The organism is Myxococcus sp. AM011, from assembly GCF_013372595.1.
Lineage (GTDB): Bacteria > Myxococcota > Myxococcia > Myxococcales > Myxococcaceae > Myxococcus > Myxococcus eversor.
Window position 1 is genome coordinate 25,927 of the sequence record NZ_JABXEM010000017.1, and the last position, 14,255, is coordinate 40,181.

The window sequence follows — 14,255 nt, forward strand, 5'->3', positions numbered from 1 at the left end:
GGGTCGCCGCGCTCCAGCTTCACGCCTGACGGGGCCAGGCGCGGGAGGACTCAGCCCTTGGCCTTGGCCTTGAATGGGGCCGCGTCGATGCGCACGCCGATGTACGAGGGGAAGCGCGGCACGCCGTCGTTGGACAGCTCCTGGTAGCGGAAGGTGATGAGGGTGCCGATGGCGGGAGGCGCCGAGCGCTCGGCGTCCGACAGGCCGGTGCCCACGCTGAAGCGCTTGCCGTTGCGCAGCTCGACTTCCAGCGCGCCCAGCCGTCCCTTGTGCCGGCCCGCGCCCGGGACATGGCCGATGACGACCGCCTCGTCGTCCTTGAAGCTCTTCACCTTCAGCAGCGTGTGCGAGCGGCCGACCTCATAGCGCGAGCCCGGCTTGCGCAGCATCAGCCCCTCGCCGCCCAGTCCCTCCACGCGCTCCAGCTCCGAGCGCAGGTGCGGCGTCCCCTGACAGCGCTCGTGCGGATGCCACTGCGCATACGGGGGCTTCGCGTCGTCCAGCCACTTGCGACAGTGCTCCAGCCGCTGCTCGAACGCGGCGTCGAAGCCCGGCGCGTCGAACACGACGAAGAGCAGCTCCTTCCAGTCCTTGCTCTTGTCCTGTCGGCGTACCACGCTCACCGTGCGCTGGAAGCGCTTGCGCCCACCGAACAGCTCTCCGTCGAGCGGGAAGTCCGGCAGCCCCGCGGTGAACCAGTCCGGCGCGAAGAACTCGTTGCCCAGGCGCGACCAGAAGCGCTTGCCGTCCCAGTACGCGCGCACGCCGTCGAGCTTCTCGCTCATCCACCAGTCCGTGAGGTCGACGTCGTTCTCCCACGGGTGGGCCAGGAGCAGCGGCGGGGCCTTCTCATCGCCCGCCTCGCCCTCCGCGCCTTCCGAGGTGGCCTTCACGCGCGTGGCCTTGGCGGGAGGCGTGGAGGTGCCGCCGACGCGGGCATCCTCGGCGGCGTCACCGCGCACGCGGCGCAGGTGCTTGCAGGTGCGCCGTTCAATGGCGATGGACTGGTTGCGCCACGCGGGGCAGGAGCACGAGTAGACGCCTCCCGTGTTCTTGAGGATGTAGGGCTTGGAACCCGAGCCCTGGACTTCCACCTGCTCGCCGTCCGCGATTTCCGCCAAGTGCCAACCCCTCCGTGCCGCGTCCTTCGCGGCGATGAAGGGAAGAGTACCCCCGAGGTCCGACATCCCCAAGGCGCGCGGAGCCTGGGGGTGCACACGCGGATTGTGTTCCTCCCAGACGCACCCGCGTCCTCATGGGACGCGGAGCGGCGCGAGCAGGGGCATTCCCAGACAGTGGCCACTTCGCGCTAGGCAACTCCAGTCGTTGGTATGTGATTTGCCTGTGGTTCCTCCCATCGCGCGTCATGGAGGATTGCCCGCATGTACTATAGCTTGAAGGTGGCGGTCCGGGGCTCGAAGTCGGACATGTGCCGGGATTCGCTCGCCAACGTCACGAGCGGCTCACACCGCTATCTGTGGGGGAATCTGATCGCGCGGGCCCGGAAGATGCTCGCCAATCACTATGCGGGAGCGCTGATGACGGAGTTCCGCCTCACGAACAGTGTGACCGCCGACCTGGTCCGGACGCTCACGTCCGCCGCGAGGATGAGCGACCTCGCCGCCCTCTACCTCTGCTCCTCGCTGCCGTTGGCGGTATGGGAGCAAGAGGCCTGGTCCCTGGTGCTTGACGTGATGACGCGCTGACGCGCTCCACCAACGGTTTGCCAGACGTCCGCGTCACGGCTCATGGAGCCCTGACGTCCAACTCCTGAAGAGGGATGGCGCGGCAGTGCCGAGGTTCGCCAGGGCCTTTCGCTGAAGGGATGTCCATGCGCGCGTCGGCACGTTCAGACGCCCCCGGCTGCGCAACGTCACCTCCAGCGCCAGCACATGGCGCCGACGCATCGGCGCGGTCAGCAAGGCCGCGCTCAGTGCCTCCATGCCGAAGGGCTCTCCGTGCAGGTATCGCCGCTCCAGGTCGAAGCGTCGCCGTTCCAGCTTCCACCATGCGAGAACCTCCGTTGTGGCTGGTCGGGGCAGGTCGTCTTCGGGTCCATGCGTGAGGTCGGCCGCGAGGTCCTCCTCCAGCGGAGGCAGCGGATCCTCCTCGACTGGAGGCATGGCGAAGCGCTCTTCCTGGGGAAGGCCCGTGATGGAGCGGAAGGCCTCGAGTGCGAGGTGAGACACGGCCGGGTCCTCCATCCATTCAAGGCAGATCTCGGCGGCGGACCGTCGGCCGCTGAAGCCCAGCGCCCAGAATGTCGCCGGACGGTGTCGCGGCTCATGAAGGAGCTTCCTCAGTCGTTCCACATCTCTTGCCTCCCCACCCAGAGCCAACAGCAGCGCTGGGAAGGCCAAGTCGGGAGCCGTGCTTTCGACCGCGGACTGGCAAGCGGCCCACGCGGAGCGACGTCCTTCCAGCAACCCCGTCTGGATGGCGGCATCCCGGAGCGCGGGGGCGGTTGAACCCAGACAGGATTGATAGAGGTGTCGGTCGAATGGGTGGTGAATGCGAGCCGCGACTCGGAGAGCCGCCGCGACGACCTTGGGTTCCTCGTGTCGGAGCAGTTCGGGAAGTGGCGGGCCCGGATCGACGCCGTGCGAGGCGAGCAACTCCAGTGACAGGGTGAGCCGTGTGGGCTCTTCCTGCTTCAGCAGGGCGGGAACCCATGTGCGCAGTGCGGCGGAGTCCCACAGCTCGAGTGCTCTGTAGAAGGCGGGGAGAACCTCCGGACTTGCCACTTCAAGGGCTGTGCGCACGAGGTCGGTTCCCGGGGGCTCCTGGATATTGAGCAGGGTGTAGGCGGCGGCTGCGACCTGTTCCTCCTCCATCTCCTCCAAGGCTGGAATGAGCAGCTTTTCGACCGCGGGGGGTCCAGCGACCGCGAGCCCATCCACGTGGGCCAGCAATCGCTCTTCGGTCTCGGCAACGTCGGCCAGCACGAGGTTGGGGGCGCAAAGGCCGCGCTCCCGCTGACCCCAAAGGAAGGCGGCTTCGCTCAGATGCTGCTCAAGCACGTCCGTCAGTACGTCGCGCATTCGTCGGAGCGTAGTCTAATCAGAACGCATGACGATGCCGGGGCATCCCAGTGCCTTTCGCCACGCTTGAGTGGTCAATGGCCAGGAGGTCTGCCATCCTTTGATTGGCATGAAGGACTGACGCGGAATCGAACCGCGGTGAGTCGGGAGGGCAAGATGGGGGTGCTCGTCTTCGCGGAGAACATGGGCCTCTTCCACAAGGGGAGCGGTGGTAAGGGCATTGCCCCAGCGGATGTGTGCCTCACGCCGCCGCCTCCTCCGGCGGGGCCTGTTCCGGTCCCGTATGTCAATGTCCTCTCCGCCGCTGATCTCGCGAATGGCAGCAAGACGGTAAAAGTCGAAGGACAGCCGACCGCCCTCGAGGATTCGTCCTATGTGTCCACGAGCACGGGCGACGAGGCAGGAACCCAGGGCGGCAACGTCGTGACGCATAAGACGAAGGGCAAGGGGTATTTCACGCTCTGGTCCTTCACAGTCAAGATAGAGGGCAAGGGTGTCTGCCGTCATGGCGACATGATGGGGCAGAACAGTGCATCGACTCCTCCGGGGTGTGTCGATGCTTCCGCCGTGACCGCGTTCAAGGCGCTGTCCTGGGTCGATGAGGTGACGCCCTGTCCCCCTGACTCCTATCCGGGAAACGCCGGCACCAACGAAGCACAGCAGGATGCCTGTCGTGGCGGTCCATGCTGGGAGTGCAAAAAGCCCGAGTCGGGTTATGGCGCTCGGAAATCCAAGGTGAAGCTCTTCCGGGACTTCAAGGCCAACGAGCGGTTCACTCCCGATCACCAGCCTCCCCAGAAGACGGCATGGTATATGGGGGGCTGCCACGATCCCGCCCATTTCAAGCAGTGGGCGGAAAGCACGGCATCGGTGAAGCCCCATTGCAGCTCCTGTTCACCCTACCAAGGGGGCATCATCAGCCATGTCACGGTGCCCGACATTCGCGGTTGGACTTAGAGGCGCATAGATGAGTCCGTACGATTCCCTGTTCCGCGATTACCTCGAAGAACTCCGTCCGGCACGCGACGAGGCGGTTCGGTGGTGGGACTCGCTCATTCAATCCGAAGGAAAGGACCCTGAGAGTGCGTACACCCAGGTGCGGCTCCGCTGGCCCGCAGGTCCTGCGTCATACCCACGCATCATCACCATCTATCGGAAATATTACTTGGCTTGTGTCGTACTGAATGAGGAACGCGAAGCCGCGCGCGCGTCGCCCAGCCGCCCGTCGGCGGGGTGGGGAGAGGACGATGAGGATGATGATGTCCCCGCATTCGTCCCCCCCGTCCGTCTCCTGCTCGATGGGATTGAGCCCGCCGACCCCGAGCTGAGCAGGTTCATGGAGGCCTTTGTGTTTTCGCCCATGGGTTTGGACGTCAATGGAAGGATCACGTAGGAACGATATGGCATTGCGGACGACTCACAATCTGCAGCGTGGCATCCATCGGCTCCTCATGGCGCCGCAGGACGTTCCCGTCAAGGACCCTGTGCCCTGGCGCGAGCCGATGTTGACGCTGGCGGCTGCTTCAGCCGGTCATCGCGCGCTGTTCACGGAATATGAGGAGTTTCTCGCGGATTCAATGTTGATTGCCTTCGACCTGTGGGAGGACAGAATTCATGCCCACGAGGAACGGGGACTTGACCCTGATTCCGCGCTGAAGGCGGCTTACAATACCTTCTTCGCGGGTCCAGCATCGTGCCCGCAGCTCGTCTGGGTGGTGCGGACATACTGGCTCAAGTGCGATGCGCTCAACCGGACCGTCCCGCCTGACGAGCGTGTCCCTCCACAGGTCCTCCTGTTCGGTTGGGTCCTGCAGGCGGGCCGAGACGATTGGGTGCAGGTCCTCACCGCGATGACCTACTGGCCCATGGGAATCGACGCGGATGGCCACTGGGTGTAGCCATGTCCTTCCAGACGCTGTTGAGCAACCACACTCCTTTCGCCGCGGAGAAGTTCGTCCTCGTCGGTCCCCAGGGACAGGAGTCGGTTCTCGTGGTGCTCGCCGCGACGTTCGAAGCCTCCCGCGCGCCGCTCCATCTGGCGGACGAACAGGCCGGCATCCGCCTCACGGATTCCCATGTCGGCGTCCCGGGCCAATCGAGCGTTCGATTCACGCATGAACTGGCGCTGTTCAAGCCACTTGTCGATGTCATCATCAACGGGTCCGCGTACGCACCCGGTGGCAGGCCCGCGGAGCGTGTTTCCGTCGAGGTCCGTGTGGGCGACGTCCAGAAGTCGCTCTGGGCCCTCGGTCACCGTGTCTGGGCGGCCGGCTCGCTGACGCGCCCGCTCCCGTTCACGAAGATGCCGCTGCTCTGGGAGCGCGCGATGACCAGCGCTGGCTCGAAACGAGGTGGCCACTGCTTCCAACGGACTTTGATTCGAAGCACAACCAGGTGGCGCCTGCCGACCAACAGAGCCGAACCCTCGTCGGTGGCGAGCCTGTTCGGCTCCTGAACCTGACTCCAGATGGGCTCTGGACGTTCCGCCTGCCTGTCCTCGATGTCCCCGTTCACCTCCTCTATGACCGTGGCGTGAAGCGTGCCGCGCTGAAGCTGGACACGGTCCAACTCGAACCCGATTCCCGTCGCGTCCGCCTTACGGCTCGCGTCAGCCATGAAACCGTTCGCGGGAGTGCGCGCTTGCGAGAGATTGTGCTCGGCCACATGCGCGAGGCCTGGACCCGTGCACGACACGGCGGGAAGATGTACATCGATCGTCGAAATACCCGAGGTATCGACCTGTCCAGACCGACGTACCGGGTATGACCATGAGCACGCTCTACCTGGAGAGCTGCGGTGCGGTGACCCCCGTCGGGCTCGATAGCTTCTCCACGTGTGCGGCAATCCGTGCTGGAATCAACCGGGTCTCGTATTCCATTCCCGTTCCTCCGCCCGGAGAGCCGCTCAAGGCCGCTCGCGTGAAGGCGGGACGTGCGCTCCGGCGCACCCCTCGGGAGTGGCTCCTGAATCTCGCGAGTAGAGCCCTTGAGGAGTGTGTTGGCTCGCTGCGTCCCTCCATTCGGCCCGTGGCGTTGTTCGTCTGTCCTCCTGAGCCGTTCCGGCAACATCCTGGACTCGAGGGCATCCCGCGCCAGGACTTCGTTTCAATGCTGGCGGCGCGTCATGGATTGGTACTCCATCAGGGCTCGCGTGTGTTGGACGGAGGCGCGGCCTCCATCTTCGAAGCGCTCGCCGCCGCACGCGAACTCCTTGCACGGAACGCCATTACACGCGCGTTCATTGGAGGAGTTGATTCTCTTCTCAACGACACGGATATCGAGCGACTGAGAAAGGTCCACCGGCTCCATGAGGAAGGGAACCCTCAGGGCCTGATTCCGGGAGAGGCGGCTGCATTCCTCTGTGTCTCGCGCTCGGGTCGCGAGAGCCCCTATGTTCCGCTTGCCGCGCTGCGTGGGGCCGGCTCGGCTCACGAGCCGCACACCGTGGGCGGCCAACACTACTCCGTTGGTGAGGGGCTCGGAAAAGCGGTCCGCCTGGCGATCGACGACGCTCGTATCAGCGAAGCCGAGGTTTCGTTCGTTGTCTCGAACCACAATGGAGAGCGCTATGCGGCCTGGGAGACGACGTTCTCGCATGCTCGTATCTATCGTACCCGCCGCGAGCGCTTGCCCGTGATGTATCCCGCGGCCTCGATGGGTGATGTCGGTACGGCGGCGGCAGCTTTGTCGGTCATCCTCGCGGGTGTGGCGGTCGCAAGGGGGTATGCGCCAGGAACGACCGCCATCTGCGAGTGTCGCTCCGAGGAGTCACTCCGGGGCGCCTGTGTCGTGGGGCCGTCACGGGCGTCCTCTCCATTCTCGGCGCCGGGACAGAGGCGGCTCGCCGACCAGAAGTGATTCTTGGGTGAACCGAGGAGGCGCGTCCTCGCGGTTGCGCGGCTCATGCGCTCCCACCTGTGATCGCCATGTGACATGGGCCCAAGTGGCGCCGCTGCCTGGGAGCCTGCCTGCCCGGTAAGGCAAGCGGCCTGGCGCCGCGTCGATGGACGGAGTGGGGCTGTCGCCCTCACGAGGACGTAGCGCGGTGGGCACTTGCCGGGGACGGGAGTGGCGCTCCGATGGAGGGAGTCGCAACCTGTCCAGAGGTCCACGGTTCGAGGAGGCCGCACGGGATGGTCGTCATCATCATGGGAGTGTCGGGCGCCGGGAAGACGACGGTGGGAAAGGCCCTGGCGGCGAGCCTGGGCTGGCGCTTCCTGGACGCGGACGACCTGCACCCCCGGTCCAACGTGGCGAAGATGTCGGCGGGGGTTCCGTTGACGGACGAGGACCGCTGGCCCTGGCTCGACCTGGTGCGCGGTCAGCTCCAGACGGCGTTGGAGCGAGGCGAGGACCTGGTGCTGGCCTCGTCCGCGCTCAAGCGCACCTACCGGGACCGCCTGGAGGTGGACCCGAAGCAGACGCGATGGGTGTATCTGAATGCGCCGCGCGCGGTGCTGGCCAGCAGGCTCGGCAAGCGCCACGGCCACTTCATGCCGCCGTCGTTGCTGGACAGCCAGCTCGCCACGCTGGAGGTGCCCACGCAGGCGCTGGAGGTGGATGTCTCGCCCCCACCACCGGAGGTCGTGGCGCGCATCCGCGAGGGACTCAACCTCTGAAGCGCTTGCCCCTGGATTCCGCCAGGAATGTCAGACCGTTCCTGTAAATGTTGACCCAGATGCACATGTAGATCGGGTTGCACGAATGCTGTCCCGCGTCTCGCGGGGCGCCGTGCCCGACTTTCTGGAGAGACATTTCAATGTCGAGACTTCCGGGGATGAAACACGTTTCACGTGGGTGTGTCGTCGTGGCGCACGGCCTGCTGGCCCTTGGCGCGAGTGGTTGTGGTGGTGACGCCGCTGCCCCAAGCGAGGCCATCCGACAGGAGCGAGCCTTCCCAGGTCGCACGGGAGAAGTGCATCGCGCGGACTTCCAGGTGGGCGGAGGGCTTCGCACGCTCGCCTACGAGCGCGTCGATGGTGAGCGCGTCTTCCAGGGAGACATCCTCCTGACGCCCGAGGTTCCGGCGAGACAGCTCTCCGCGCAGTCGGTGGAAGCACTGGGCGCGGTGTCCACGCGAGCGATGACGCGCTGGCCGGGTGGCGTGGTGCCCTTCACGTTGGATGCGGCGCTGCCGGACATCGGACGTGTCGCGGGGGCCATGGCGCGGTGGGAATTGCTCACGCCCATCCGTTTCGTGCCACGCACCACGCAGACGGATTACGTCACGTTCCGGCCGGGCACGGGCTGCTCGTCGCACGTCGGGCGCATCGGCGGTCAGCAGTTCGTGACGCTCGCGCCGGGCTGCACCACGGGCAGCACGCTTCATGAGGTGGGGCACGTGCTGGGGCTCTGGCACGAGCAGGCGCGCACGGACCGGGACAAGAATGTCCTCATCCACTTCGAGAACATCGAGGAGGGGTATGCCCATGCCTTCGAGACCTTCGCGCAGGAGGGCGCGGCGGGCCGCAACCTGGGGCCGTATGGTTTGGATTCCATCATGCACTACGCACCGGAGGCGTTCTCCGCGAATGACTCGCCCACCATCACCCGGTTGGATGGTTCGTACTTCACCGCGAACCGCACGGCCCCGACGAACGCGGATGCCTGCGCGGTGAAGCGCCTCCACGGCTACGGGCGCCGCTCCGACGTGAATGGAGATGGCTTCGCGGACCTTGTCGTGGGCGCACCGGATGAAGACGTGGGCACGGGCGTGGACCAGGGCGCGGTGAGCATCGTGCTGGGCTCGGCCACGGGGCTGGGAGCGACGGGATTGTGGCTGCATCGCGACGTGTCGGGTGTGGAGGACACGGCGGGGCTCGACGACCACTTCGGCGCCGCCGTGGCCGTGGGTGACTTCAACGGAGACTGCTTCGCGGATGTGGCGGTCGGCGTGCCCGGGGACGACGTGAATGGGATTGTCGACGCGGGCTCGGTCCACATCTTCCTGGGGTCGGCGCAGGGTGTGGATTTCAGCACCGACAAGGTGTTGCACCAGAACAGCACGGGAGTGCCCGACAGCGCGGAGGCGTTCGATGGTTTCGGCACCACGGTGGCGGTGGGGGACTTCAATGGCGACGGGTATGATGACCTGGCTGTGGGGGTGCCCGCGGAGGACTATGGCTCGTCGGCGCTCGACTCCGGGTTGGTGACGGTGTTGTACGGCTCCGCCTCAGGGCTCTCCGGCACGGGCTCGCAGAGCTGGAGTCAGGCGTCGGCGCACGTGCTCGAAGTCACGGAGACGGGAGACCGCTTCGGCTCCGCGCTGGCGGCGGGCGACTTCAACGGCGATGGCTTCGACGAGCTGGCCGTGGGCGTGCCCTCCGAGGATGTGGGCACCGCCGAGGACGTGGGCGCGGTGAACGTCCTGTTCGGCTCCATCGATGGTCTGACGAGCACGGGCAACCAGCTCTGGGTTCCGGGGAGCGATGGGGTGCCAGGTGCCGTGAGCGCGGAGCTGCGCTTCGGTGCCGCGCTCGCGGCGGGGGACTTCAACGGAGATGGCCGGAGTGAGCTGGCAATCGGCGCGCCAGGACAGACGGTGGGCTTCAAGGCGCTGGCTGGCGCCGTGACGGTGCTGCGCGGCGGAACCGCGGGGCTCCAGTCCACGGGGGCTCTCTCCTGGAGTCAGGACTCGGCGGGTATCTCGGACGTGGCCGAGGAGGGAGATGGTCTGGGCTCCTCGCTGGTGGCCGAGGACTTCGATGGAGACGGCCATGCGGACCTCGCCATCGGTGTGCCCTCGGAGAGCGTGGAGGGCATCGCTGGCGCGGGCATCGTGCACGTGTTGCATGGCGCGCCGGGTGGACTGTCCGGTGCGCGCGAGCAGCGCTGGTCCCAGGTGGGCTCCACCGTGGATGAAGGCGCGGAGTACCAGGATGAGTTCGGCTTCCGGCTGACGGCGGGCGACTACGACGGGAATGGCTTCGTGGACCTGGCGGTGGGAGTGCCCTACGAGGACGTGGGGAGCGCGGTCGACTCGGGTGCGGTGCACGTGTTGTACAGCGCGGGGGACATGGGGCTGTCACGCGCGGGAGAGCAGCGCTGGTCCCAGGCTCCTTCGGGGCAGACCGACTCGGTGGAGACGGGAGACCGCTTCGGCGGAGGTCTCTAGGGCTTATCGTGCGCGGCGAAGAGGTCGCTCGCCGCGCGCGCCTTCGAGGGCGCTAGAGGGAGTCGAGCACGGGAGCAATCCGCGCGAGCACGCCCAACCGACGCATTCCCCGACGGTGCATCGGTGCGCCAGCAATGAACCCGCGTGTGGCCCGTGGCTAGCGGTGGCGCTTTCGCGTCCTCACGGTCCGTCGTTGCTCCTCGGCGGACAGTCGCTCGGGGATGCGCGCGACGAGGATGTCGATGGCCGCGCGCACCTTCGAGGGCAGGTGCTTGTTCTGGGGCCACACGGCGAAGAGTTCATTGCCGTGGTGCCCCTCGTTCTCCAGCAGCGTCACCAGCTCGCCCTTGTGCACCCGCTCGGCGATGAGCCAGCTCGGAAGCCACGCGAGCCCCGCGCCTTGGACGGCGGCATCGGCGATGGTCTCCAGGTCATCGAAGCGCAGCCGGCCCTGGACCGCGATGAGTCGCTCGCCGCCCTGTCCGTCCGGGAAGCGCCAGGAATTGCTCACGCCCGCGCGCCCGTAGTTGATGGCCTCGTGCTTCGCGAGGTCCGCGAGCGTCCTGGGTCGGCCGCGTCGGGCGACATAGCGGGGTGAGGCGCAGACGCTCATCATCTGCACGCCGAGCTTGCGCGCGGTGAGGCCCGCGTGGGCCGCCAGGGGCGCGGCGCGGATGGCCAGGTCGAAGCCTTCCTCGATGAGGTCCACCACGCGGTCGCTGAAACACAACTCCAGCTCCAGCCCCGGGTGCTGGCGCGTCAGCTCCCACAGCAGCGGCGCCGCACAGTGCCGACCGAACAACACGGACGCGGCCACACGCAGGCGGCCCGTGGGCGCGCGACGCCCGGAGTCCAGCGCCGCCTCGGCTGCTTCCAGCTCCGCGAGCGCGCGGACGCAGCGCTCATAGAAGACCTGTCCGTCCTCGGTGAGGCTCTGTCTGCGCGTGGTGCGCTGGAACAGGCGGGTGCCCAGCCGCTCCTCCAGCCGGGCGATGCTCTTGCCCACGGCGGAGCGGGACTGGCCCAGGCGCTCGGCGGCGAGCGCGAAGCCCCCGGCCTCGGCGGCCTGGACGAAGGTGTGCACTCCACTGAGTCGGTCCATCGTCATGGCGTGGCGTCCATTGGAGAAATCCTGTCACCAGTAAAGCGCCGAAGTCTCGTCACTGGCGACATATCCGCGTCGGTATATCCCCCGCGCCCCTCGGTGGCACGGCAACGGAGAGAGACGATGGATGGCGTGATGAAGCGGTGGGAGCTGCGCAAGCCCGGTCGGGCGAACCTGGAGCTGGCGAGCCTGGCGATTCCCACACCGGGCGCGGGCGAGGCCCTGGTGCGAGTCTCCGCGGTGTCGCTGAACTACCGCGAGAAGTTGTTCCTGGATGCGGCGGGCTATTCGGACGTGCCGTGGCCCTTCGTTCCCACCTCCGACATGGTGGGCGAGGTCGTGGCCACGGGCAGTGGCGTCACTCGCGTCCGGATGGGGGAGCGGGTGCTCGCCGCGTTCAACACGGATTGGGTGGAGGGGCCGGTGCCCCGCGTGAATGGCTCCGTGCGCAGCCTGGGCGGGAGCCTTCAGGGCGTGCTGTCTGAGTACGTGACGATGCCGGAGAGCTGGCTCGTCGCCGCGCCCAAGTCATTGGATGACGTGCGCGCCAGCACGCTGCCGTGCGCGGGGCTCACCGCGTGGACGGCGCTCGTGGAGTTGGGTGGGCTGCGGCCAGGACAGACGGTGGTGGCACAGGGCACTGGTGGCGTGTCGCTGTTCGCGGTGCAGCTCGCATCGGCGCTGGGCGCTCGGGTCATCGTCACGTCGGGGGATGAGGAGAAGCTCGCGCGCGCGAAGAAGCTGGGCGCGACCCATGGCATCCACCGACGCCAGTCGCCGGATTGGGAGAAGGCGGTGGTGGAGCTGACGGGCGGGCGCGGCGCGGACCACATCCTGGAGATGGTGGGCGGTGACAACCTCGGGCGCTCGGTCAAGGCGCTGGCGCCCGCGGGGCGTGTCACGCTCATTGGCGTGCTGGACGGCTTCGACATGCGCTTCCCGGTGCTGCCGTTGTTCCAGACGCAGGGCACCCTCCAGGGCGTGACGGTGGGGAATCGGCGCGGGCTGGAGGACTTCGTGCGCGCGGTGGATTCACTGCGCCTGGAGCCCGTGGTCGACGCGACGTATGCGCTCCGCGAGTTCCCGAAGGCGCTCGAGCACCTGGACCGGGGACCCTTCGGCAAGGTGGTGATTCGCGTCCGCGAGTGAGCGCGTCGGCGGGGCGTCTACCGGAACGCGGGCCAGGTGAAGGTCGGTGTTCCCGCCCAGCGCTCCACCAGTTGCTCCTCCAGCGCGGCGAGGGTTTGGGAGAGGGCGGGGACCATGTTCGTGGGCTCTCGCAGGACGCGGGAGCGCGCGAGGTGGCGCAGCAGGGCGGCGCGCTCGGAGTAGCCTGGCGCCCAGTCCCTGTCCCGCTCCAGCGCCTTGGGCGACAGCCACTGGAACATGTTCACCGTGCGAGCCGTGGCGACGAGGGCGCGCGCGTGCGTATAGGTGGTGTCCGTCTGGGCCGCCTCGCAGACGGGGGCCAGGGTGATGCGGTAGGTGAGGTCCGCGCGGGTGACGAGCTCGTCTGGCAAAGGCACCACGAGCAGCCACATGAGCGCGTCGTACAGCGCGTGGCGCATGCCGCAGTACTCGAAGTCGAGCAGGCGCGGGCCGCTGGGGGTGAAGAGGGTGTTGCTCGGGGCCATGTCCCCGTGGGTGAGCGCGAGGAAGGGGCCGGGCTCGGCCAGCTCCCGCGCGAGCTGCTCCACGTCTTCCTGCGTGCCGGGGACCAGGGGCGTGCCCACGGCCTCCGTCCAGCGCCGCAGCCGGTCCGTGTGGTCCAGCAGATAGCGGGCGTTGTCGATGCGGACGCGCAGCGGGCGTGGGTTGAGCGAGTGGCGGAGCAGGTCGAAGTCACCCTGCAGGCCCCGGGTGCGCGCGTGGAGCTGGCCGGTGAGGCGGGCCACGGCGAGCAGTCCTCCGGTGGCGGCGCTCGCGTCGTCGGCGTTGAAGAGGTCTTCCAGGCTGGGGCCGCTGCCCAAGTCCTGGAGGACGAGCAGGCGCGAGTGGATGTCTCCAGCGATGAGGCCCGGGGCGGTCGTGAGGTTGTGGCGGCCGAGCAGCTCCAGGCCGGCCCACTCGTCCAGGCCGAGCACGGGGTCTTCGTGGAAGTGCTTGAGGATGACGGTGGGCACGTCGCCACCGCGCACGCGGGCTCGCACGACGTGACAGCGGGACTGGGTGCGGAGGACCTCGGGCTCCGCGAGGAGCACGGGGCGTCCCCAGGCGGCGGAGAGCGAGCGAGCGCCGTCGGCGAGCAGTTGCTCCAGGTCCAGGGCGCTCAGGGGAGCCGCTCCACGGTGGCGCCCGCGCGTTCCAACAGCTCGCGGTACCACGCGAAGGCGCGCGCGGTGCGGTCGCCCAGGCTCTTCGCGCCCCAGAGAAGGGTGAGGGTGCGGCGCGTGTCGGCGTTCGTCTTGGTGCGCTGCGCGTCCTTCACGGCATTGGCGCAGGGGCCCTCCGCGTCGAAGAGGCACAGCAGGCCCGCCAGGTCGATGCTCTGTCCGGAGGCATTGAAGACGTACTGCGCGCCCTCGGGAGCGATGGCCACGCGGAAGGGAGACGTGGCGCGGTCCATGTCGACGACGCTGACGGGAAGTCCGCTGTGCAGGGACACCGCGTTGCACAGGTCCACCGCGGTGTTGATGGTGCCGAGCGAGCCATCGCCCGCGGCGCGCACCAGGTACTCGCTGGCGGGCTTGCCTCGGCCGGTGGGCTTGTAGCCGCCGTGGCGGAGCATGTCGCGCACCGCGCCTCGCACGGCGTCGTCGCTGGAGAGCGGCGCGGAGGCATCCGACTTCAGCAGCGCCACCAGCCACTCCGGCGAGGGCAGGGAGCCCAGCGGTGCGGGGAAGGTGGTGGTGAAGGCCAGGGTGTCCAGGGACGGATGCGGTTCGACGGTCAGCACAGCCGGGCACTCTACGCCACACGGCGCGCCCGTGCTGGCGGTGGTGCGCGCAAACGGCGGTGATGCCGCCTACGCCACATGTGGAGCCTGCCTTTGTCGG

15 protein-coding genes are annotated in these 14,255 nt (G+C 67.7%); 10 read left to right on the forward strand and 5 right to left on the reverse strand.

Going from position 1 to position 14,255, the window contains the following annotated elements; all coding sequences use genetic code 11:
* Positions 1-50: 50 nt before the first annotated feature.
* Positions 51-1,121, reverse strand: a complete 1,071-nt coding sequence (locus HUW62_RS05720) for a DNA ligase (RefSeq protein ID WP_176433814.1) — start codon at positions 1,119-1,121, stop codon at positions 51-53.
* A 261-nt stretch (positions 1,122-1,382) separates the two neighbouring features.
* On the opposite strand from HUW62_RS05720, the gene HUW62_RS05725 reads away from it, so the two are divergent.
* A complete protein-coding gene (locus HUW62_RS05725) occupies positions 1,383-1,706 on the forward strand; it encodes a hypothetical protein (RefSeq protein ID WP_163863468.1) in 324 nt (107 codons plus the stop codon).
* 33 nt (positions 1,707-1,739) lie between these two features.
* On the opposite strand, the gene HUW62_RS05730 is transcribed toward HUW62_RS05725, so the two are convergent.
* A complete protein-coding gene (locus HUW62_RS05730) occupies positions 1,740-3,020 on the reverse strand; it encodes a TIGR02270 family protein (protein ID WP_368670347.1) in 1,281 nt (426 codons plus the stop codon).
* Between HUW62_RS05730 and HUW62_RS05735 the strand changes: the two genes are divergently transcribed.
* From HUW62_RS05735 to HUW62_RS05770, 8 genes are all read left to right on the forward strand, one after another.
* Complete coding sequence (locus HUW62_RS05735) at positions 2,901-3,998, forward strand: DUF4150 domain-containing protein (RefSeq protein ID WP_368670348.1); 1,098 nt, start codon at positions 2,901-2,903, stop codon at positions 3,996-3,998. The two genes, HUW62_RS05730 and HUW62_RS05735, sit on opposite strands and share 120 nt — an antisense overlap.
* Positions 3,999-4,008: 10 nt before the next feature.
* Complete coding sequence (locus HUW62_RS05740) at positions 4,009-4,434, forward strand: hypothetical protein (RefSeq protein ID WP_176433817.1); 426 nt, start codon at positions 4,009-4,011, stop codon at positions 4,432-4,434.
* Between the two features lie 7 nt (positions 4,435-4,441).
* Positions 4,442-4,939 carry a hypothetical protein gene (locus HUW62_RS05745; RefSeq protein ID WP_176433818.1) on the forward strand — a complete coding sequence of 166 codons (498 nt, stop codon included), beginning with the start codon at positions 4,442-4,444 and terminating at the stop codon, positions 4,937-4,939.
* A gap of 92 nt (positions 4,940-5,031) precedes the next feature.
* Positions 5,032-5,496: a DUF2169 domain-containing protein gene (locus HUW62_RS05750; protein WP_163863463.1), complete on the forward strand. Its 465-nt coding sequence runs from the start codon at positions 5,032-5,034 to the stop codon at positions 5,494-5,496.
* On the forward strand, positions 5,400-5,807 hold the full coding sequence (locus HUW62_RS49875; RefSeq protein WP_368670350.1) for a DUF2169 domain-containing protein: 408 nt from the start codon (positions 5,400-5,402) through the stop codon (positions 5,805-5,807). Before HUW62_RS05750 ends, HUW62_RS49875 begins: the two co-directional genes overlap by 97 nt.
* A 2-nt stretch (positions 5,808-5,809) precedes the next feature.
* A complete protein-coding gene (locus tag HUW62_RS05760; protein WP_176433820.1) occupies positions 5,810-6,898 on the forward strand; it encodes a hypothetical protein in 1,089 nt (362 codons plus the stop codon).
* Positions 6,899-7,173: 275 nt separating this feature from the next.
* Positions 7,174-7,659, forward strand: coding sequence for a gluconokinase (locus HUW62_RS05765; RefSeq protein WP_163863461.1), 486 nt, complete (start codon positions 7,174-7,176; stop codon positions 7,657-7,659).
* Positions 7,660-7,817: 158 nt separating this feature from the next.
* Entirely contained in the window at positions 7,818-10,154 is a 2,337-nt protein-coding gene (locus tag HUW62_RS05770; RefSeq protein WP_163863460.1) for a M12 family metallopeptidase, read from the forward strand.
* A 157-nt stretch (positions 10,155-10,311) separates the two neighbouring features.
* Here HUW62_RS05770 and HUW62_RS05775 read toward each other — a convergent pair whose 3' ends face one another.
* Positions 10,312-11,262, reverse strand: a complete 951-nt coding sequence (locus tag HUW62_RS05775; protein ID WP_163863459.1) for a LysR family transcriptional regulator — start codon at positions 11,260-11,262, stop codon at positions 10,312-10,314.
* A 120-nt stretch (positions 11,263-11,382) separates the two neighbouring features.
* Between HUW62_RS05775 and HUW62_RS05780 the strand changes: the two genes are divergently transcribed.
* A complete protein-coding gene (locus HUW62_RS05780) occupies positions 11,383-12,408 on the forward strand; it encodes an NAD(P)-dependent alcohol dehydrogenase (RefSeq protein WP_163863458.1) in 1,026 nt (341 codons plus the stop codon).
* 17 nt (positions 12,409-12,425) lie between these two features.
* On the opposite strand, the gene HUW62_RS05785 is transcribed toward HUW62_RS05780, so the two are convergent.
* Both HUW62_RS05785 and HUW62_RS05790 read right to left on the reverse strand, forming a co-directional pair.
* Positions 12,426-13,460: a phosphotransferase gene (locus tag HUW62_RS05785; RefSeq protein ID WP_176433821.1), complete on the reverse strand. Its 1,035-nt coding sequence runs from the start codon at positions 13,458-13,460 to the stop codon at positions 12,426-12,428.
* Positions 13,461-13,528: 68 nt separating this feature from the next.
* Entirely contained in the window at positions 13,529-14,155 is a 627-nt protein-coding gene (locus HUW62_RS05790; protein WP_163863455.1) for a phenylalanine--tRNA ligase beta subunit-related protein, read from the reverse strand.
* Positions 14,156-14,255 lie beyond the last annotated feature (100 nt).